The organism is uncultured Tenacibaculum sp. (assembly GCF_947494125.1).
GTDB lineage: Bacteria > Bacteroidota > Bacteroidia > Flavobacteriales > Flavobacteriaceae > Polaribacter.
The window spans coordinates 98,838-117,444 of the sequence record NZ_CANLTU010000010.1 but is presented as its reverse complement, the minus strand read 5'-3'; the positions used below and the strand labels follow the sequence as shown (position 1 = coordinate 117,444).

General features: G+C 29.2%; 17 protein-coding genes and 2 tRNA genes. 9 read left to right on the top strand and 10 right to left on the bottom strand.

The window, feature by feature from the left end:
- Positions 1–58: 58 nt before the first annotated feature.
- The 4 genes from Q0881_RS14525 to Q0881_RS14510 all read right to left on the bottom strand — a co-directional run bounded on the left by Q0881_RS14525 (position 59) and on the right by Q0881_RS14510 (position 3,527).
- Complete coding sequence (locus Q0881_RS14525) at positions 59–517, bottom strand: hypothetical protein (protein WP_299161737.1); 459 nt, start codon at positions 515–517, stop codon at positions 59–61.
- Positions 518–548: 31 nt separating this feature from the next.
- The gene (locus Q0881_RS14520) at positions 549–2,048 is read right to left on the bottom strand and encodes a hypothetical protein (protein ID WP_299161735.1); all 1,500 of its coding nucleotides are present in this window, start codon (positions 2,046–2,048) and stop codon (positions 549–551) included.
- Between the two features lie 99 nt (positions 2,049–2,147).
- Positions 2,148–2,813, bottom strand: a complete 666-nt coding sequence (locus Q0881_RS14515) for a hypothetical protein (protein ID WP_299161734.1) — start codon at positions 2,811–2,813, stop codon at positions 2,148–2,150.
- A gap of 147 nt (positions 2,814–2,960) precedes the next feature.
- Entirely contained in the window at positions 2,961–3,527 is a 567-nt protein-coding gene (locus tag Q0881_RS14510; protein ID WP_299161732.1) for a hypothetical protein, read from the bottom strand.
- 663 nt (positions 3,528–4,190) lie between these two features.
- Here Q0881_RS14510 and Q0881_RS14505 point away from each other — a divergent pair.
- On the top strand, positions 4,191–5,822 hold the full coding sequence (locus Q0881_RS14505) for an ABC-F family ATP-binding cassette domain-containing protein (RefSeq protein WP_299161730.1): 1,632 nt from the start codon (positions 4,191–4,193) through the stop codon (positions 5,820–5,822).
- A 58-nt stretch (positions 5,823–5,880) separates the two neighbouring features.
- Here Q0881_RS14505 and Q0881_RS14500 read toward each other — a convergent pair whose 3' ends face one another.
- From Q0881_RS14500 to Q0881_RS14480, 5 genes are all read right to left on the bottom strand, one after another.
- Positions 5,881–6,417 (bottom strand): hypothetical protein, encoded by a 537-nt coding sequence (locus Q0881_RS14500; protein WP_299161728.1) that lies wholly within the window; start codon positions 6,415–6,417, stop codon positions 5,881–5,883.
- Positions 6,418–6,496: 79 nt separating this feature from the next.
- Positions 6,497–7,657: a glycoside hydrolase family 18 protein gene (locus Q0881_RS14495; RefSeq protein ID WP_299161725.1), complete on the bottom strand. Its 1,161-nt coding sequence runs from the start codon at positions 7,655–7,657 to the stop codon at positions 6,497–6,499.
- Between the two features lie 40 nt (positions 7,658–7,697).
- Positions 7,698–8,576, bottom strand: a complete 879-nt coding sequence (locus tag Q0881_RS14490; protein WP_299161722.1) for a zinc-dependent peptidase — start codon at positions 8,574–8,576, stop codon at positions 7,698–7,700.
- Between the two features lie 430 nt (positions 8,577–9,006).
- Positions 9,007–9,091, bottom strand: a tRNA-Ser gene (locus Q0881_RS14485).
- A gap of 233 nt (positions 9,092–9,324) precedes the next feature.
- A tRNA-Ser gene (locus Q0881_RS14480) sits at positions 9,325–9,409 on the bottom strand.
- A gap of 327 nt (positions 9,410–9,736) precedes the next feature.
- Here Q0881_RS14480 and aroC point away from each other — a divergent pair.
- From aroC to Q0881_RS14440, 8 genes are all read left to right on the top strand, one after another.
- A complete protein-coding gene (gene aroC, locus Q0881_RS14475; RefSeq protein WP_299161720.1) occupies positions 9,737–10,798 on the top strand; it encodes a chorismate synthase in 1,062 nt (353 codons plus the stop codon).
- A 281-nt stretch (positions 10,799–11,079) separates the two neighbouring features.
- Positions 11,080–12,150, top strand: coding sequence for a PA0069 family radical SAM protein (locus Q0881_RS14470; RefSeq protein WP_299161717.1), 1,071 nt, complete (start codon positions 11,080–11,082; stop codon positions 12,148–12,150).
- Positions 12,147–12,683: a Crp/Fnr family transcriptional regulator gene (locus tag Q0881_RS14465; protein WP_299161713.1), complete on the top strand. Its 537-nt coding sequence runs from the start codon at positions 12,147–12,149 to the stop codon at positions 12,681–12,683. The genes Q0881_RS14470 and Q0881_RS14465 overlap by 4 nt, the downstream gene beginning before the upstream one ends.
- A 53-nt stretch (positions 12,684–12,736) precedes the next feature.
- Entirely contained in the window at positions 12,737–13,285 is a 549-nt protein-coding gene (locus tag Q0881_RS14460) for a DinB family protein (protein ID WP_299161710.1), read from the top strand.
- A 132-nt stretch (positions 13,286–13,417) separates the two neighbouring features.
- The gene (locus tag Q0881_RS14455) at positions 13,418–14,401 is read left to right on the top strand and encodes a helix-turn-helix domain-containing protein (protein WP_299161707.1); all 984 of its coding nucleotides are present in this window, start codon (positions 13,418–13,420) and stop codon (positions 14,399–14,401) included.
- A 102-nt stretch (positions 14,402–14,503) separates the two neighbouring features.
- On the top strand, positions 14,504–15,073 hold the full coding sequence (locus Q0881_RS14450; protein ID WP_299161704.1) for a nuclear transport factor 2 family protein: 570 nt from the start codon (positions 14,504–14,506) through the stop codon (positions 15,071–15,073).
- A gap of 1 nt (position 15,074) precedes the next feature.
- A complete protein-coding gene (locus Q0881_RS14445; RefSeq protein ID WP_299161701.1) occupies positions 15,075–17,240 on the top strand; it encodes a DUF5916 domain-containing protein in 2,166 nt (721 codons plus the stop codon).
- Between the two features lie 33 nt (positions 17,241–17,273).
- Positions 17,274–17,696 (top strand): nuclear transport factor 2 family protein, encoded by a 423-nt coding sequence (locus Q0881_RS14440; RefSeq protein ID WP_299161697.1) that lies wholly within the window; start codon positions 17,274–17,276, stop codon positions 17,694–17,696.
- 46 nt (positions 17,697–17,742) lie between these two features.
- On the opposite strand, the gene Q0881_RS14435 is transcribed toward Q0881_RS14440, so the two are convergent.
- The gene (locus Q0881_RS14435; RefSeq protein ID WP_299161694.1) at positions 17,743–18,603 is read right to left on the bottom strand and encodes a hypothetical protein; all 861 of its coding nucleotides are present in this window, start codon (positions 18,601–18,603) and stop codon (positions 17,743–17,745) included.
- Positions 18,604–18,607: the final 4 nt, after the last annotated feature.

Below are 18,607 nucleotides of genomic sequence, written 5' to 3'. Positions count from 1 at the left end.
CTTTACTATGTCTTAACTTTAATTATCTATAAGTTTTATACATAATTGGTAACTTCTTTTATAGTATTAGCATTATAAGGTTAGCCAATAATAGAACTTGAAGAACAAATATTAAAATATTAATATCCTTTTTAAACTTATAAGCTATTATAATAGTAAAAATAACAATTAGAGGAAGGGCTAATCCTGATGCTATTCTAAAAGAATAGATGGCACTTTTTTCAGATGAAAGTAATTCATATCTATTTATTTCTTTGAATATTAAAGATTCCGAATACTTAATTTTTTTATTCTGTATTGACTTCGCAAAATCTTCAGATATTGAAAACTGATGTTTAGATGTAATTACCTTGTATGAGCTGTGAGAATTACCACCTGCATTGTAGTATTGTTGTGTTTCCTTTTTTATATTTATAACATCCTCAGTAAATACCTTACCAGGTAAGGAAAAATCAATTAAAATAACCAATGCTGCTAGTATGGTTAATGCGTATAATAATAGTTTTGCTTTATTCACTTTTTCAAATATTTTTCAAATTTGATATTTTTTACTTTAAACACCAAATTAAAATATTGGCGGGATTAATCAAATGTAATAACTTCTCGTTTAACAAATAACTCGCATTATGTATAGCTATTATTGGCATTTCGTTTAATATTATTATTTCTTTTAAATATACCCATTCTTCTATTAGTATAATTGACAAAGCAAAAATAAAAATGTAATAAATCAAGTCAAGTTCAGTTATCTGTTTTATAATATAGAAAACTAATAATAGCGCAGGAAGTGTTACAATATATACCAAAATTGCTTCTCCAAATACGCCTAGAAAGAATGTCGAGTATGAATTTGGAATTAAAGAAGACAATAATTTAGCGATGGCGAGAATTACTGCTGGCAAAACAAATGAAGCTGCTATTTTGGAAAAATGAGAAGTCAGTATAATGTCTGTTTTTTTAGATTTTTTAAAGTTTAGATACCATTTTATGATTAGTGAGATTATAAGTATAAATATGATTACAAGAAGAAAATATTTATTTCTTATAGTTTTGTTTCTTGTATTAAAATCTATTTCAGATTTAATTTCCGAGTTTTCAAATAGCTGTTTTTTAATTAATTCTCCATTGTCAAAATATTTTTTAGAAATAATTTTATTTTGATTATTGTAAAATGTCCAAATTGAATCTTCTATTCCATTTTTATATTTTCCATCTATTATAAGTTTATTGTCTTTAAATCTTTGGAAGTTACCATCTAAGCGAGTTAATTGAAAATTGAGATGGTCATTAATTGAGTCAAATTTCAATATAATTGAAGTTGATTTATTTATTGTTAAAGAATCAAGCAATTCTTTAAAGTCAGAAAATTTCTTTTTTAATCTATAACCGTCTAATAATTGTTTTAAAAAACGAAGATCAAGGTTTTTTAAGACTTGTGTTTTATGGTACTCATCATCTATTGAAGCTCTTTTATCAATTCTCAATTCTGCAATACTTACAATAAGTAAACTATCAAGTTTGTGAACTTTGTAATTGCTTGGGTAGTTAGAGCTCTCTATGTTTTTAACTTCATTTTTAAAAAGCAAGTATTGAGGTTGTTCAAATTTTTGAGTTGGTTTGGATATTGATGTCGCACAAAATGAAAAAAGAGTTATTGTTCCTAAAATAATTGGGCTTAATTTTAATCTGAAAAAGTCTTTTGGTTTAAAATAATATGAGATTGGTAGAATTAATAAAGATATTAAATCGGTTAAATCTATTACCCTATAAATTGGATATAAACTGTAACTAAATAAATTAATAAACGGCTGTGAATAAGGGCTTTTCCAAATAACAAAAAGCAGAGCTGTTGAAAAATAGACTGTTCGTTTCTTGTTTGGAAATAACGCTGTCCAAAATGATACGAAAACAAATATGCCACAAAAGTCAGATAGTTTTCCTGTTAGCCAATTGTGATATTCTGTCTTTAGATAAAAGTCATTAAGTAACAGTATTACAAGACAAGTTATAAAAGGTATGTTATTAATTGATTTTAACTTTTCTCTCATTTTTATAATGAATACAAACTAAAATAGAAAGTCCGCGAAGACTTTCGTAAATAGGCTAGAACCATGCAATAAATTATATACGATGTTGTCCACAGTATTTTATTTAGTTAGAAATTTTGTCGTATAGTTTATCACAAAATCTGAAATAAAAGACTTTATAAATTTGTCATCGTTATATTCATCATTCTCTTTCATTTCTGCATATAACTTTTTGTATTCTTCTGTTTTCTCAAACATTTCAAATTGGCGTTTTTTGAACTTTACAAACTCTTTGTTTTTATATTTTCGAGCTTCATTAAAATTGCCTTTATCGATTTCGAGAAGCCAGTATTTATTGTAAGTCGATGCATAACCCATATGAACATATTCAACCATTTTTCCGTGTGGTAAAATTAGAATTCCAGTAAACCAGTCAATTTTCACTTTTTCTTGCCTAGGAAAATACATTTTGTAGATTGAAACCCATTTTTGCTTATAATTTCCATCATCATCGGTATAACTAACAGGTTTTTTCATATCAGTTAGAAACAATTCTCTTCCGATTATTTCAAAGTGACCTACATATCCACGCCAAAGAGCTGTCGAAGTCATTTCTGGTCTATTTTCGGGATTCTTGTCAAAATATGGTTCTAATGGGTTTGAGTTTAAATTAAACTCTTTTCCTTCATAAATGATTTTGTCAGGATATTGAGCTGTAATTATATTTTCAGCTTTTGTAATTCCAATTGTAAGGATTATTAATATTAATGATAATGTCTTTTTCATATTGTGGACAACGGTCTCGTATAACCGTCAGTTACAGGTTAATATGTGGTAATTTTCGGTTTGGCACAGACTTTAGCAATTCCGAGTGGATTCGGACGTAGTCGAATCCGCCGTAATTGCGGTTATACATTGTTGGGCATAGTTTTTTTATATTTCATTCAGTTTTTTTATCAGCTTGTCAATTTCCAATTCTAATTGGTCATTTGTGACAACTGATGTAAATATTATTTTGTTTTCTTTTAAAATGTTAAACGCTAATCCAACATCCAAAGTGTCATTTTTAAATGCGCGGTAAATTCGATATTTTTCGAATGGTAATTCTATTTCGTATATTCTTTCATATCTAAAATAAGGTGAGATAAATTCCTCAAAATTGTGTCCAGCTATATATGCTAAAAAATATTCATTCATTTCATTTAAGTCAGACATTGGGTGAACATAAGTTGAAGTAATAAAACCACCAATCATTTTATTTTGTTTCCAAAGTTCAGATTCGTATTCGTATGAAGTTTCTGCTGTAATCGTGTCGAATGCTTTTGAGTAAAGATGATTCTTAAATTCAACTGTTTTCAGATACTCTTTTGAGAGAATGTTTTCTTGCAGAATCAACTTTTTCTTATCAGACTCCTGAAATTTTAATTTTTTATTAGAATCCGCACAACTTGTTAAAATCACAAGTGTAAAAATTAAACTAAAAATTCGATTTATGTTCATTCGCTTAAATTATGCCCAACTTATTTATATGCGGAACTTTATTCTTTATATACCTCTAATTAGGTTGGCTATGCGGAATTTTTAAGCATTAAAAGTAAACTTGTTTTACAGTTCAATAGAACTAAAAATACTTAGATAGCAAAAAATATAAAGGAATAAAATCCGAGCAATTTTTTTCTTTCAAATATAAGAAAATAGAAGATACATCAATTGTAATTTTTTTAGGCATAGTATATTAAGAGTTTCCAATTAAGAAATTTTGATTAACACAAGATGTTGATACTATATTTTATAAAAGTTTTTATAAACATGAGATGTTAGTACTATTATAAACTAAAGTTTTTATGAACACCATACGTTGATACTATTATTAAGAAAAGTTTTTATGAGCACCATACGCTGATATTATTGTATAGAAAAGTTTTCATGAACATTATATGCTGATGCTTTTATCTACAAAAGTTTTTATAAAGACAAAATGTTTATAAAAACTTTAATGTATTGGTTTTTATGTTTCAAAGAGTAATTAGGATACTAACCAAGTTAAAAGGAAGGTGAGTTTCTGATGTTAAAAAAATAACTAAAGATATTAAGCATCAATTGTAAAATTTTTAATACGATGTACATAGATTTTGCTAATTTCGCCATTCAAAATTTAGCATTATGATTACGGTAGATCAGTTAACGGTAGAGTTTAGTGGAAAAACATTATTTAAAGATGTTTCTTTTGTTGTAAATGAGAATGATAAAATTGCCCTAATGGGTAAGAATGGAGCAGGAAAATCTACCATGATGAAAATTATAGCAGGAGTTTCTAAGGCAACAAAAGGAGGCGTTAGAAGCCCTAAAGATACTGTAATAGCATATTTACCACAGCATTTATTAATGGAAGATAACTGTACGGTAAAACAAGAAGCCTCTAAAGCATTTGAAGCTGTTTTTGCTATGAAGACAGAAATGGAATCGCTAAACAAGCAATTGGAAACTCGTACCGATTATGAATCTGAAGAGTACATGAAAATTATTGAACGTGTATCGGATTTAGGAGAAAGCTATTATGCTTTAGAAGAAATAAATTATGAAGCTGAGGTAGAGAAGGCTTTAAAAGGACTAGGTTTTAAACAAGAAGATTTTAACCGTTTAACTTCAGAGTTTAGTGGAGGTTGGCGTATGCGTATAGAGCTGGCAAAAATACTTTTACAAAAACCAGATTTAATTTTGTTAGATGAGCCTACCAACCACGTAGATATAGAATCGGTAATTTGGTTAGAAAACTTTTTACTAAACAAAGCCAAAGCTGTAGTTGTAATATCGCATGATAAAGCGTTTATTGATAATATTACCAACAGAACTATTGAGGTAACCATGGGGACTGTTCACGATTATAAAGCGAATTATTCTCATTACTTGGAGTTGCGTAAAGAACGTCGTTCTCACCAATTAAAAGCCTACCAAGAACAGCAAAAAACTATTGCAGACATTAAAGGATTTATAGAACGTTTTAAAGGAACTTATTCAAAAACAAATCAAGTAGCGTCACGTGAACGTATGTTAGAAAAAATAGTTCCTATAGAAATAGATGAGGTAGATACAACAGCGTTAAAATTACGTTTTCCACCATCGCCACGTTCTGGAGATTATCCAGTAAAAGTAGAAGGATTAACAAAAAAATATGGAGATTTAACGGTATTTAAAGATGCAAGTTTTTCAATTGCAAGAGGAGAAAAAGTATCGTTTGTTGGACGTAATGGAGAAGGAAAATCGACCATGATAAAAGCTATTATGGGCGAGATAGACTTTGAAGGAGAAGCCGGATTAGGGCATAATGCTAAAGTGGGTTATTTTGCACAAAACCAAGCCTCTTTATTAGATCCAGAATTAACTGTTTTTCAAACAGTAGATGAGGTTGCAGAAGGAGATGTTCGCACACAAGTTAAAAACATATTAGGACGTTTTATGTTTGGTGGCGAGGATATTGATAAGAAAGTAAAAGTATTATCGGGTGGAGAAAAAACACGTTTGGCAATGGTAAAACTATTGTTAGAACCAGTAAATGTATTAATACTAGATGAGCCTACAAACCACTTAGATTTACGATCTAAAGATGTAATAAAAGAAGCATTATTACATTTTGATGGTACCTTAATATTAGTATCGCATGATCGTGACTTCCTACAAGGATTGTCTCAAAAAGTATTTGAATTTAAAGACCAACGTGTTATAGAGCATTTTGAAACAATAGATGCTTTCTTAGAACGTAATAATATTAAAGCGTTAAAAGAAATAGACCTATAATAGAAAAGTAGTTTTAGAAAAAATTACTAGAAATATATATAATGGATGATAATAGAGGTTATGTTTTGTTTAGTCTTTCTGCTATACATTCGGCATCTATTGTATCCATTTGATACCACCATCTTAGTGTTTTATGATCTTCACCAGCTTCCGTTAGTAAATCATGAAGTACAAATAAAGTTTCTCTTTTGACTTTTTTATTTTTTGAATTATAATAATATTCAAACAATGAGTTAATTAGTTTTTCAAAAAAAATAAAATCGTTATCATAGATGTTATCAACGTCAAAAGAATCAGAAATGACTTCTAGAATTCGATATTTTTCTGGTTCATTTTCTACTATTCCCATAATTCTCTGAGCTTCATTAAAAAGAAAATCACTCCAGTTTGTAGAAAAAGTAGATAATGCTTCAAATATTATATTATGAGATGATATAAATGAAGGTTCTGAATTAAGAGCGTAATTAAGAACTTTATCTTTGTTGTTATCTGCATATATAACAAACTCTTTCATAAAATTATCAGAATACTCCACAGAAGTTTCATACCAACTGTCAAGTTCATCATTTTCATATTCAATTAATTTTTCTATCATAATTAAAAATAAGTTGCTTTAAATAAATCATACTAATAAGGAGAACTAAAAACTAATTATATATTAATTTAAATGATATTTATGGGGTTTGTTCTGAAAATTTTTCAGACAAAAGGTTCCATAAATCAGCATAGCCATCGTCATACCCTAAAGCCCAAATGCCAACACCGGCAAGTTTGTTTTTTTTAATCCAATCGTATTTTAAAGCTAAAGATTTTGGATTTTCAAACCACAATTGTCGGTACGCATTATTTTCTTTAAAGCTTAGATAAGTTGCACCACTTTGAGCATGGAAATTAACGGGTACTTTTAAAGAGTCTATATATATTCTTTTAATAGTACTGTAGGTAGGGCTCGATTTGTATTTTACTACTTTAGAAGGTACACTTTCAGATTTTGTATACCATTCACCGCCGTAATAGGGGAGGCCAACAATAAGTTTAGCAGGGGTAACACCTTTTTGTATATAATGTGTTACCGAATGTTCTAATCCATTTCCAAATTTTTGACTGTTTTTTAAAGGACTAATAGGACCAGCTATTTTGCTAAAATTGCCATAATAATCATAGCCCATCAACGTATAAAAATCTACAGAAGTTTGTATGTTTTTAATATCAAAAACACGATGCCAATCATTAGCATATAGGCATAAGGTAACTAGATAATTCGGATTAACTTTTTTAAGTTTTTTAGAAATACGATTTATAAAAGAAGTAAATAGTTTTTTGTCTTTTTTAGCAACGCCTTCAAAATCAATATTAATACCATCTGCCTTTCTGTAATCTAAAAGCTCAACAAGATTATTAATTAATGTTTCTTGTGCTTTGGTATTGTTTAAAAACTGAGAGTTGCTTTTAGCTCCAAAATTAGATACCGATAAGAATACTTTGCAACCATGCACTTTAGCACTGTCTATTAAAGCAGTAGTTTTCCAATGGTGCTTATTTTTTGAAGCACCAGTTAAGGGGTTTATAACATATGAAAAATAAGAAATACCCCACAAGAGTTTAAAATTATAATTTTTGTAAGAAGTACCATTGGAGTAGATATGCCATCCCAATATTTTGTTGTTAGAGTTTCGTTTACTTTTTGGATGCTGGAGAATTTTGTTAGATGTGTTTTGTACACTATCCCATTGTTTTTCACTCAAATTCTTTGCAGTATTTGGTATAAAAGTATTCCTAGTACTGCTAAAAAGAGAGCTGTTTTTTTTAGGTTGACAACTATACACTATACTCATAAGCAAGCTTAGGTAAAGTATTATTTTTAGGAATGAAAGTTTAGTTAGCTCCACAACATTTTTTGTATTTAATTCCGCTATCACATAAACAAGGATCGTTTCTAGAAATGTCTATACGTTTAAAATGTAAGTTCATATCGTCCATGTCTTGTTTAAAAATCTTTTCTAATAATATATACAACTCTGGGTGTTTTTTTGCCAGTAGTTTAGGTCGTTCAAAAAAGTATTCACTGGTAACAGAGAAGAATTCTGCTTTGTTAGTACCACCGTATGGGTTAATATCAGAATCATCATTGTAAATCTCGTCAATTTTTTTATTCATTAAATCCATCCAGGGAATGGCATATTGTTTTTCTAGTAAAACTTGCGGGATACCATCAATAGTACCGTCTAATTTATCTATTAAATGTACAAATTCATGAATAGCTGTATTTTTTTTATCAGATTCATTGGTAAAGCCTAAATGTAATGCAGGTTTAGATAATACCATTTTGCCTTCCATATAACCATTTCCTACCATTCCTAAAATTCTACGGTTGTCACCCTCAGTTTCAAAATGTTGATTAAACATATCAGGGTATAAGATTATTTCATAAATATTTGGGTATTTCCATTGAGGGAAATTAAAAATAGGAATAACGGCACTGGAACCAATTAAGAGTTTATCGGTAATAGTAATCGTGGTATCAACACCAACAATATTACAGTTTAGTATAAACTCATGCACTTTGTATTCAAATAGTTTCTTTTCTTTAGAAGATAGCGCATTATAAAATGCTACTTTCTGAGTTAAAACAAGAGTCCATTTTTTAGGGAAATCAGTTGTCGGTTTTTTCCATTTAAGAAGGGAACTACTTTTACTACTGTTTTTTATTAGTAGAAAGAATATAACGAGTATGAGAAATAAAAAGAAAATCATTTTAAGAAAGAATAGCAATTATTTAATTTAAAAGCTAAAAGTACTAAATAAGAAAGTATTTCGTGTGTAAAAAGTTACCATTAATCGATACTTAAATTTACTTCATCTAATTTTTTCTAAAGAACTGTTTAATACAACTATTTTTAAAGTAATAATTAAAAGTTTAAAGTTTTCATTGTTAATTTTTGATTATTGTTTTAGGAAAAGAAGTATCTGAAGGGACTACTTCTTTTCTGTTTTCTTGCTGTTTTTTGTTTTTGAAAAAGAAAAGTAACCTAATAGTTTCTATATAGGGTGAAGAAAGAGGTTTTTAAAATAAAGAATTTTAGTAAGGAAATTATAGGATGTATATAAAATAGAAAAAAGCTTACTAAGTAAGCTTTTTCTTTAATCCCCTAAAAAAAACCGAAGCTATTGCTTCGGTTTTTTGCGGAGAAAGAGGGATTCGAACCCCCGGTCCTGTTACAGACAACGGTTTTCAAGACCGCCGCATTCGACCACTCTGCCATTTCTCCAGACATGCTATCAAGTATTTCTTGATTGCGGATGCAAATATAGTATATTTTATCAGAAGGAACTACTTCTTTTTTTTTTTTATTGAAGTTCTTTAATTTATAGTATAATACATTGTGTATATTTAATTATATAGAATTTTTAAAGGGAACTTTTATAAATAGAAAAAAGCTTACTAAGTAAGCTTTTTCTTTAATCCCCTAAAAAAAATCCGAAGCGTTGACTTCGGACTTTGCGGAGAAAGAGGGATTCGAACCCCCGGTCCTGTTACAGACAACGGTTTTCAAGACCGCCGCATTCGACCACTCTGCCATTTCTCCTGACGCGCTATCAAGTATTTTCCTGATTGCGGGTGCAAATATAGTATCTTTTTTTAGTTCAAAAAAAAAAAAGACTTATTTTTTACTTTAAAAATAAAGGCTTTAGCAGGTAATTAAATGTAATTCTTTTACTATCAGAATGTTTGCCCTGAAAAATAATTTCACTTTTTTTAAAAAGTTTTTAAAATTTAGGTTTTAAATAGGGGGGGAATGGAAAAACAAGCGATGTATGCTCGCTTTTTTAGTCGAATTATTTACATAATAATGGTTTTTTGATTGCAATTATTTAGGGTAAATAATTTACTTTCGTCTTAAAATAAAGAAAGTATGTTTAATTCATTTGGAAATATTTTAAAAGTAACCACATATGGTGAATCACACGGAACTGCAATCGGTGGAGTTATTGATGGTTTTCCAGCTGGTATGGAAGTAGATTTAGAAGCTGTTCAATTTGAATTAGACCGCCGTAAGCCTGGGCAATCTAAAATAGTAACACAGCGTAAGGAGCCAGATACTGTTGAATTCTTATCGGGTATCTTTGAAGGTAAAACAACGGGAGCTTCTATAGGATTTGTTATTAAGAATACCAATCAGAAAAGTAAAGACTACAATCATAATACAAATGTATATCGTCCTTCACATGCCGATTATACGTATGATAAGAAGTATGGTATTCGTGATTATAGAGGAGGAGGACGTACTTCTGCTCGTGAAACTGCTAACTGGGTTGTTGCGGGAGCTTTGGCAAAACAATTAATAAAGCATATTAATATTAATGCTTTTACATCATCGGTAGGTGATATTTTTATGGTTAAACCTTATCAGGATTTAGATTTTGCTAAAACAGAAAGTAATATTGTACGTTGTCCAGATGAAGCTTCGGCTGAACAAATGATTGAAAAAATTCATCAAATACGAAAAGCTGGAGATACAATAGGAGGTACAATTACCTGTGTAGCACAAAATATGCCTGTAGGTTTGGGTGAACCTATTTTTCATAAGTTACATGCAGAGTTAGGAAAAGCAATGTTATCAATAAACGCCGTAAAAGGTTTTGAGTTTGGAAGTGGTTTTTGTGGTGCAAAAATGCAAGGTTCTGAGCATAATGATATTTTTAATGAAGACGGAACAACACAAACAAATCTATCAGGAGGAGTTCAAGGAGGTGTTTCAAACGGAATGGATGTGTATTTTAGAGTAGCCTTTAAGCCAGTGGCTACCATTATGCAAAATCAACAAACGATAAATTCTGAAGGAGAGGCTACAGAAATACAAGGAAAAGGACGTCATGATCCTTGTGTAGTTCCAAGAGCTGTACCTATTGTAGAAGCTTTAACGGCTTTAGTTTTAGCAGATTTTTGGTTACTTGATAGAACTAGAAGGGTATAAAGAGGCCTAATAAATAATTACTCATTTGAAGGAATGAGAATAAAATGATGAGAAAACTTAAAAGAGGTTTCTCATCATTTTGTTTTTAGAATAGCTTTTTAATATTGTTAATAAGCTATTTCAATATTAACATTTTTACGTTTGATTTTACTGTAATTTTATAAAGTTACTTTGAGTGATTTCGATTTCTTTATCGGAATTTATTGTCGAGAAGTTTTCTAACGTGTTCTCGATAAAGTCATTCTAAAGGCAGTTTAATACTATTTTATTAAGAGTACAAAATGGAGGACTACATTAAAGGGCGTGGTGCACAGCATAATACCCATAATAAATTTTCGCAGCATCAACATGAGGTGTTAGATGACTTTTTAAATTATTGTGAAGCAGAAAATGAAAAGGCTGACAATAATAAAACGTCGTACTTAGAAATTTATCCAAAAACGATCTTAAACAAAGTAACGAGTCCAGATATAGGATTTACATATTCTATGAATCCGTATCAAGGGTGTGAACACGGTTGTATTTATTGTTATGCCAGAAATAGTCATGAATATTGGGGGTACTCTGCAGGATTAGATTTTGAACGTAAAATATTATACAAAGCAAATGCTCCAGAATTATTAGAGAAAAAACTACGAAGTAGAAGTTGGGAAGCACAAAATATTATGCTTTCTGGAAATACCGATTGTTATCAGCCTATAGAAAAGAAATTGAAAATAACACGAAGTATATTGGAAATACTATTTAAGTTGAAACATCCAGTAAGCATTATAACCAAAAATTCCTTAATACTTAGAGATTTAGATATATTAAAAGAAATGGCTTCAATGAATTTAGTAAGAGTAAGCCTTTCAATAACATCTTTATCAGAAGAAACAAGGAGAGCTGTAGAACCAAGAACAACTACCATAAAAAAAAGACTAGAAACCGTTAAAGAACTTTCTGAAAATGGGATTCCAGTTAATGTTATGATGGCACCAATAATTCCTTCAATAAATAGTCATGAAATATTACCATTAGTAAAAAAGGTGAGTGAATTAGGGGCAACATCAGTTGGTTATACTGTAGTTCGTTTAAATGGAGCTATTGGAGAAATTTTTACAAATTGGGTAGAAAAAGCATATCCCGACAGAGCAAACAAAATTCTACATCAAATAGAAGACTGTCATAATGGTACTCTTAACAATTCAGCTTATGGAACAAGGATGAGAGGAGAAGGAAAAATTGCTGAACAAATTAGTATGCAGTTTAAACTGGCAAGAAAACTATATTTAAAAGAAAGAAATTTTCCTCCACTAGATTTTACTAAATTTGATAAATACCAAACAAATCAATTGAATTTATTTTCATGAATCCATTAGAAAAATTGTTAAAAGGCTTAGAAGGGGAGTGGGAGAAAGAAATTACAATTAAAAGAAATGATTTTTTAGCAAATCCAGGAGATATAAATACAAACTTATACTTTGTTAAAGAAGGAAGTTTACGTGTTTTTATAGACGATGATATTGAAGAGCATACTATCCGATTTGGGTATAGAGAGTCATTAATTACTGCATTGGATTGTTTTTTAACTGAAAAACCAACCTCATTTTATATTCAAGCATTAAAAAAATGCGAACTGAAAGTAATTTCGAAGGCACATTATATGCGCTTTATAAATTCAAAAAAAGAGTATGAAGAAATTTGGAAGAAATTATTAGAGAGTTTTGTATATCAACAAATAGAAAGAGAAATAGATTTAATAACCTATTCGCCACAAAAGCGCTTTGAAAGAGTATTTAAAAGGAGTCCACAAGTATTTCAAGAAATACCTCAAAAATACATAGCTTCTTATTTACGAATGACCCCAGAAACATTATCGAGAATATTAAAAACTCTTGATTAGGATCAAGATTTATAATTGATAAAAGTCTCAACTTTGATGTAAAATTAAAAAGAATGGTTTTTAAAGTAGCAGAACTAATAACAGAGTTAAAACAGTATGTAACTTCTCATATTGAATTTGTTGAATCATTAAAAAATGAAGCAGAAGATAAGTTGCAAGAGAGAGACAATAGTAAATCATGGTCGGTCTTAGAATGTTTAGAGCATTTAAATTTATATGCAGCATTATACAATCCAGAAATAAATAAAAGGATAGAAAAGACTAAATACCCAAAATCAGAAATATTTAAACCAAGCTATTTAGGAAATAAGTTTGCAGTGGATATGTTGCCTAAAGATGAGATGAAGACTATGAATACATTTAAAAGCAAGAATCCAATATATTCAGAATTAAAAAAGGATGAGGTTTTAGAAAGTTTTATAACATTTCAAAAAGAGCTTTTAGACTTATTAGAATTAGCGACAACTAAAGATTTAACGAAAACCAAAACTTGGACAACTTTACCTCTTGTAAGATTTAGATTAGGTGATACCTTACGATTTGTAATTAGCCATAATGAACGTCATATTGTACAAGCAAAAAAAGTGTTAGGAAAATTTTAAAAAAGATATAATTTATTATAAGCTTATCATTTTATACTTTAGTCAAAACTTTGATTTGATAAAACTGTAATGAATTTTAGCAACCCAATTATATTTTTCCTTTGTTCGTTAGGTGTATTTAACGGTTTTTTAGTGAGTATCTATTTTCTGTTTTTTAATAAACAAAAACGCGTACAGAATTTTTGGTTTGGATTACTGGTCTTATTTTTAAGTCTACGAATAGGAAAATCAGTTTATCGAATTTTTGCATCTCAAGAAGAAATAGATTTATTGGTTATGCAAATAGGCTTGTCTGCTTGTTTTTTAATTGGTGTATCCTTGTTCTATTATATAAAGGCGTCTATAGAAAATAGAAAAAGTATTCCTAAATCATGGATAGTTCATTTTAGTATTTTGTTTCTTTTTATATCTATAGTAGGAATCGTAAAACCTTATACGATTAATTATGAATTTTGGAGATTTTTTGTTTGGATAATTTATGGCGCTTGGGGTTTATACATATTAGCTTCGTCTTATCTATTAAAAGATATTGTAAAAAAGCTATTTTCTAAGACTAGCAAGTGTACTACGGCTGAACTTTGGTTGATAGCAGTTTTTATGGCAAATGCTTTAATTTTTACGGCTTACATTGTAGGATATTTCTTTTTATATTTAGTAGGGACAATTACATTTTCTGTGGTGTTTTATGCACTATTGATTTTCTTTTTATCTAAGAAAAATAGAGAAACTATTTTTCAAAAGATACCAGAGAAGTACGAAACAAAAAAAATAGAAAATGAAGAAGCTGCTTTGTTAATTGAAAAACTAAACAGCTTAATGAAAGTAAAAGAGCTGTATAAAAATACAAATGTGAAATTACTAGATATAGCCAAAGAAATTCATATAACACCACATAAATTATCACAATTACTCAATGATAATATTGGAAAAAGTTTTGCAGCATTTTTAAATACTTATAGAATAGATGAAGCAAAGAATATTCTAAGAGAAAATAAAAGTATTACTTTAGAAGCTGTTGGTTTTGAAGCAGGTTTCTCTTCAAAATCAAACTTTTACGCCACGTTTAAAAAAATAGTAGGGCAAACCCCAGCTCAGTATCAAAAACAATTTTTGTAGTAGTAAATCCTCCAGAATTATAATTCAGGACAACTGTATTATAACTCATCATTTTATTATTTAGACATTTTAGGAAGTTTGACAAAACTAAAATTTCTAAAAATGAAGACACTACTGATTATTCCTTTATCATTAATTTTTACCTTGAGTTTTTCTCAAACTAAAGAGAAAACAAAACAAGAGTTACTTGCTAGCATTTATCAAAACAATAAAAAAGTTATTAATTATGATAAAAGCTTTGTTTCAGATGATAGATTGTTTTATGAAAGTATACAAGGAACGAATGCTATTCTTTTAACGGATGAAGAATTAATAAAACAAACACTTCAAAATTATATTACGGGAAGTTCTTATAATAAACGTGGCTTGATAAAAAATGCGTTTGCTAAAAATGCAACTTTATACTTAACAGGTAAAGATGGATTTAAAAGATATACTCCAGAGGAATACGCTGATTTTTTTAAAAAGGGAACTGCTGGGGAGTTTAATGGGCGTGATGGAAAAATAGTATCAGTAAAAATTGTAAAAGATATAGCTACAGCTAAAGTTGAAATTGCTGGGCCAAAGTGCAAATGGGTGTATGTCGATTTATTTTTACTAAAGAAAATTGAAGGAAGCTGGAAAATAATTAGCAAAACTGCGACTAGAATTGATGAGACAAAAAACAATTAATATGACACGATTTTTTGTTTTTATAATATCGTTATTTTCTGTTATTATATATAGTCAGGAGCAATTATCATCAATACCTTTTAGAACATCTAAAATAGTTTTAGACGGAAAAACAAATGAAGCGATTTGGAAAGAATTACCGGAAATTACAAATTTTCACAACTTGTCTCCAACAGATGTTGGTTTTGCTGAAAATCAAACATCTGTAAAGTTATTTCATAATGGAAGTAAACTATTTGTAAGTGCTATTTATAATGATTCGACTTCAAAAGTACAGGTTAGCTCTTTAAAAAGAGATGTTTCTATAGCGTTAAGTGATGCTTTTATTATGGTATTTGATACTCAAAATCAGCAACAAAGCGGATATCTGTTTGCAGCAAATGCCTATGGAACTCAGGTTGATGCTTTAGTTGAAAAGAAAAACCAAGGTTATGGACTTAATTTTAGTTGGAGTACTATTTGGGAAGTTAAAACATCACAGCAAGAAAATCAGAAAATATATGAGATTGCTATTCCATTAAAATCATTAAACTATAATAAAAATAATAACACTTTTGGAATTCAAATGTATGTTCGAGATATTAAAAATAATTCTTGGACAATTATGACTGATTTATCTAGAAACTATCCAACATTTGACTTACGTTTTACCAAACCATTTATAATTGAAAAGTTGCCTAATAAAGCAGCTTCTAGATTTGCAGTTACACCTTCTGTTACATTTAATTATCAAAAAGATATTGAAAATAATATTGATAATACAGATTTTACTCCCAGTTTAGATGTGCAGTATAATGTTACTTCTTCTTTAAAGTTAGATGTTACTGTAAATCCTGATTTTTCTCAAATAGATGTAGATCAACAAGTAACGAATTTGTCTCGTTTTTCAGTGTTTTTTCCAGAGCGAAGAAATTTCTTTTTAGAAAATGCTGATTTATTCTCTAATCTTGGGGTTAATGGAGTAACACCTTTTTACTCTAGAAAAATTGGAGCAAATAGAGATATTAAATTTGGTGTTAAACTTTCAGGTAATGTTTCACCTAAAACTAGAGTAGGAGTTTTAAATGTACAAACTGATAGGGAAGGTGTTGAAGCTTCTCAAAACTATGGAGCTTTAGTGGTAGAACAACAATTATCTAAAAACTTTACAACTACAGGTTTTTTGATAAATCGCCAAGAAACAGACGGAGTAGGTTTTGTAAACGATTACAATAGAGTAACAGGAGTTAATTTAAACTATAAATCGAACAATAATAAATGGATTGGTTTAGCTAATTATGGAAAGAGCTTTAATAATGGTGTTTCAGGAAAAGACAATTTTTATAATCTAGGTGTTTGGTTTAACAAAAGAGGTTTTTCTTGGAATGCAGCTATTAAAAATATTCAGAAGAATTATATTACTGATGTTGGTTTCGCTCCAAGATTGTATAATTATGACGCCATAAATGATGAGGTAGTTAGAGAGGGGTATAAACAAATTTCTGGAGGAGTTCAATACGTGAAGTTTTATGATAAGTCTAAAAACATAAACAGAATTCGTTATTTGAATTATGACAATCAAACTTATTTTGATGAAAATGGCACGTTAAATCAGAGCTCACATTTTTTAAATTCAGCAATATTTTTTAAAGACTTATCAGCCTTATATTATGTGTTTAATTATGATGTTATAGATTTAAAATACGGATTTGATCCTTTGAGAAATGGTAATGCATTGGTTCCTAAAATGTATCGTTTTGGAATCTTAAAACTGGGATATAATTCAGCTAATAATCAAAAATTACGTTACCGGATAAATGTGCAAAAAGGAAATTATTATAATGGAGATAGATTTGCAGGAGGTTTATATTTGAATTATCAATTATTACCTTTTGCTAATTTAGAAGCTTCCTATGATGTTAATTCGATTGATTTAAATGAGTTAGGTAAAGAAACATTTCATTTAACAAAATTTACAGGAGAGGTATTTTTTAATACTCGATTAAATTGGACTACTTATGTTCAATATAACACACAACGGGATAATTTTAATATAAACACAAGGCTTCAGTGGGAGTATAAACCATTATCATATGTATATTTGGTAGTGAGTGATAATTTTAATAAAAGAATCCATAGAAAAAATTGGGGAGTAGCTTTTAAAATGAATTATAGATTTGATTTTTAAATAATTAAGTAAATTTTATAAAAAAGGAATATCATGAAACAAATTATAATAGTGGCTGTGCTAGTTTTATTATATATGCAAAGTATAAATGCTCAAAATGAACTAGAAAAAATAAACAAAACTTTATTAAACTATATTGAAGGAACAGCTAATGGAGAGCCAGAAAGAGTTCGTGAGGCTTTTGATGAAGGTTTAAACTTGTACCATATTAAAAAAGATAGTTTGGTAATTTGGAAGGGAAAGAATTATGTGAGTAATATAAAGCAAGGAAAAAAAAGCAATAGAATAGGACGTATTATTTCTGTTGATTATGAAAACAATGCAGCGATGGCTAAAGTTGAAATTTTAATGCCTAAATGGAAACGAATTTATACTGATTATATGATGTTGTTAAAAATAAAAGGAGAATGGAAAATTATACATAAATCATTCACATATCATAAATATCCAGAATAAAAAAAGCTCGCTATTAGCGAGCTTTTTTATAATCTATTTCAAATTATTATTTTATATCTAAGAAAATTCCTGCTGAGAATGATGGATTGGCAGCAATAATTTTTCCTGAGAAAGCTGAATCAAAACTTGCAGAAACACCTATCTTTTTTGTTATATAATAAGCGCCTTCTAAACCAAAACTTGTATATTCTACATTGTTAGCAAAGATACTTCCGTTACTATTTGCAGCATTTAAAGTTCCGTTTTTAAATGATTTTACAATATTTAAGCGACTAATTAGCCAAAATTTGTTATTAAATAAATTAAGTCCCGCTTCAAGACCTCCCCTAAATTCATCTGAAAAACCTTCAGACCTATTATTGTATCCAACATGCGATTTCGCATAAAAAGGTAAATTACCTAAAGAAGTTGAATAGCCTAAAGAAGTTGATAAATATTGATTAAATTCTCCATCTCCAGTTTGATAACTTCCATCGCTACCTCCAGCGTTATCACCCGTTGGTATTCCTAATAGTAATTTTACATCAGCAGCCCATTTTCCTTTTTTATAGAAAGCATATCGAGCACCTAAATCTATATCACCAAAAGAATTAAAAGACTCTCCTTGTTGAATGGTACTGTTGTTTGTGCCAGAAATTTGATTGTTTTGAGCTGCTCTTGAAAAGAATGGTATATAACCAATAATGTCAATTTTGTTTGTAAGTCCATATTCAGCATAAACACTTGTGTTGAACTGAGTTCTAGTAACATTTGGATCTATTGCGCCAGTATTCGTATAATGTTGGTCAGATTTTAAATACCATGCAGATAATTTATAATAACCTTTCCCTTTTCCTTTAGACCATTGTGCAAATAAAGAATTTGAACATGTGATAATTAATCCTAATAATATGATATATTTTTTCATTTTT

Excerpts from the sequence above, each read along its gene's own strand:
- Q0881_RS14520 (WP_299161735.1), bottom strand. The coding sequence starts at position 2,048 with ATGAGAGAAAAGTTAAAATCAATTAATAACATACCTTTTATAACTTGT.
- Q0881_RS14515 (WP_299161734.1), bottom strand. The coding sequence starts at position 2,813 with ATGAAAAAGACATTATCATTAATATTAATAATCCTTACAATTGGAATT.
- Q0881_RS14510 (WP_299161732.1), bottom strand. The coding sequence starts at position 3,527 with ATGAACATAAATCGAATTTTTAGTTTAATTTTTACACTTGTGATTTTA.
- Q0881_RS14505 (WP_299161730.1), top strand. The coding sequence starts at position 4,191 with ATGATTACGGTAGATCAGTTAACGGTAGAGTTTAGTGGAAAAACATTA.
- Q0881_RS14500 (WP_299161728.1), bottom strand. The coding sequence starts at position 6,417 with ATGATAGAAAAATTAATTGAATATGAAAATGATGAACTTGACAGTTGG.
- Q0881_RS14495 (WP_299161725.1), bottom strand. The coding sequence starts at position 7,657 with ATGAGTATAGTGTATAGTTGTCAACCTAAAAAAAACAGCTCTCTTTTT.
- Q0881_RS14490 (WP_299161722.1), bottom strand. The coding sequence starts at position 8,576 with ATGATTTTCTTTTTATTTCTCATACTCGTTATATTCTTTCTACTAATA.
- aroC (WP_299161720.1), top strand. The coding sequence starts at position 9,737 with ATGTTTAATTCATTTGGAAATATTTTAAAAGTAACCACATATGGTGAA.
- Q0881_RS14470 (WP_299161717.1), top strand. The coding sequence starts at position 11,080 with ATGGAGGACTACATTAAAGGGCGTGGTGCACAGCATAATACCCATAAT.
- Q0881_RS14465 (WP_299161713.1), top strand. The coding sequence starts at position 12,147 with ATGAATCCATTAGAAAAATTGTTAAAAGGCTTAGAAGGGGAGTGGGAG.
- Q0881_RS14460 (WP_299161710.1), top strand. The coding sequence starts at position 12,737 with ATGGTTTTTAAAGTAGCAGAACTAATAACAGAGTTAAAACAGTATGTA.
- Q0881_RS14450 (WP_299161704.1), top strand. The coding sequence starts at position 14,504 with ATGAAGACACTACTGATTATTCCTTTATCATTAATTTTTACCTTGAGT.
- Q0881_RS14445 (WP_299161701.1), top strand. The coding sequence starts at position 15,075 with ATGACACGATTTTTTGTTTTTATAATATCGTTATTTTCTGTTATTATA.
- Q0881_RS14440 (WP_299161697.1), top strand. The coding sequence starts at position 17,274 with ATGAAACAAATTATAATAGTGGCTGTGCTAGTTTTATTATATATGCAA.
- Q0881_RS14435 (WP_299161694.1), bottom strand. The coding sequence starts at position 18,603 with ATGAAAAAATATATCATATTATTAGGATTAATTATCACATGTTCAAAT.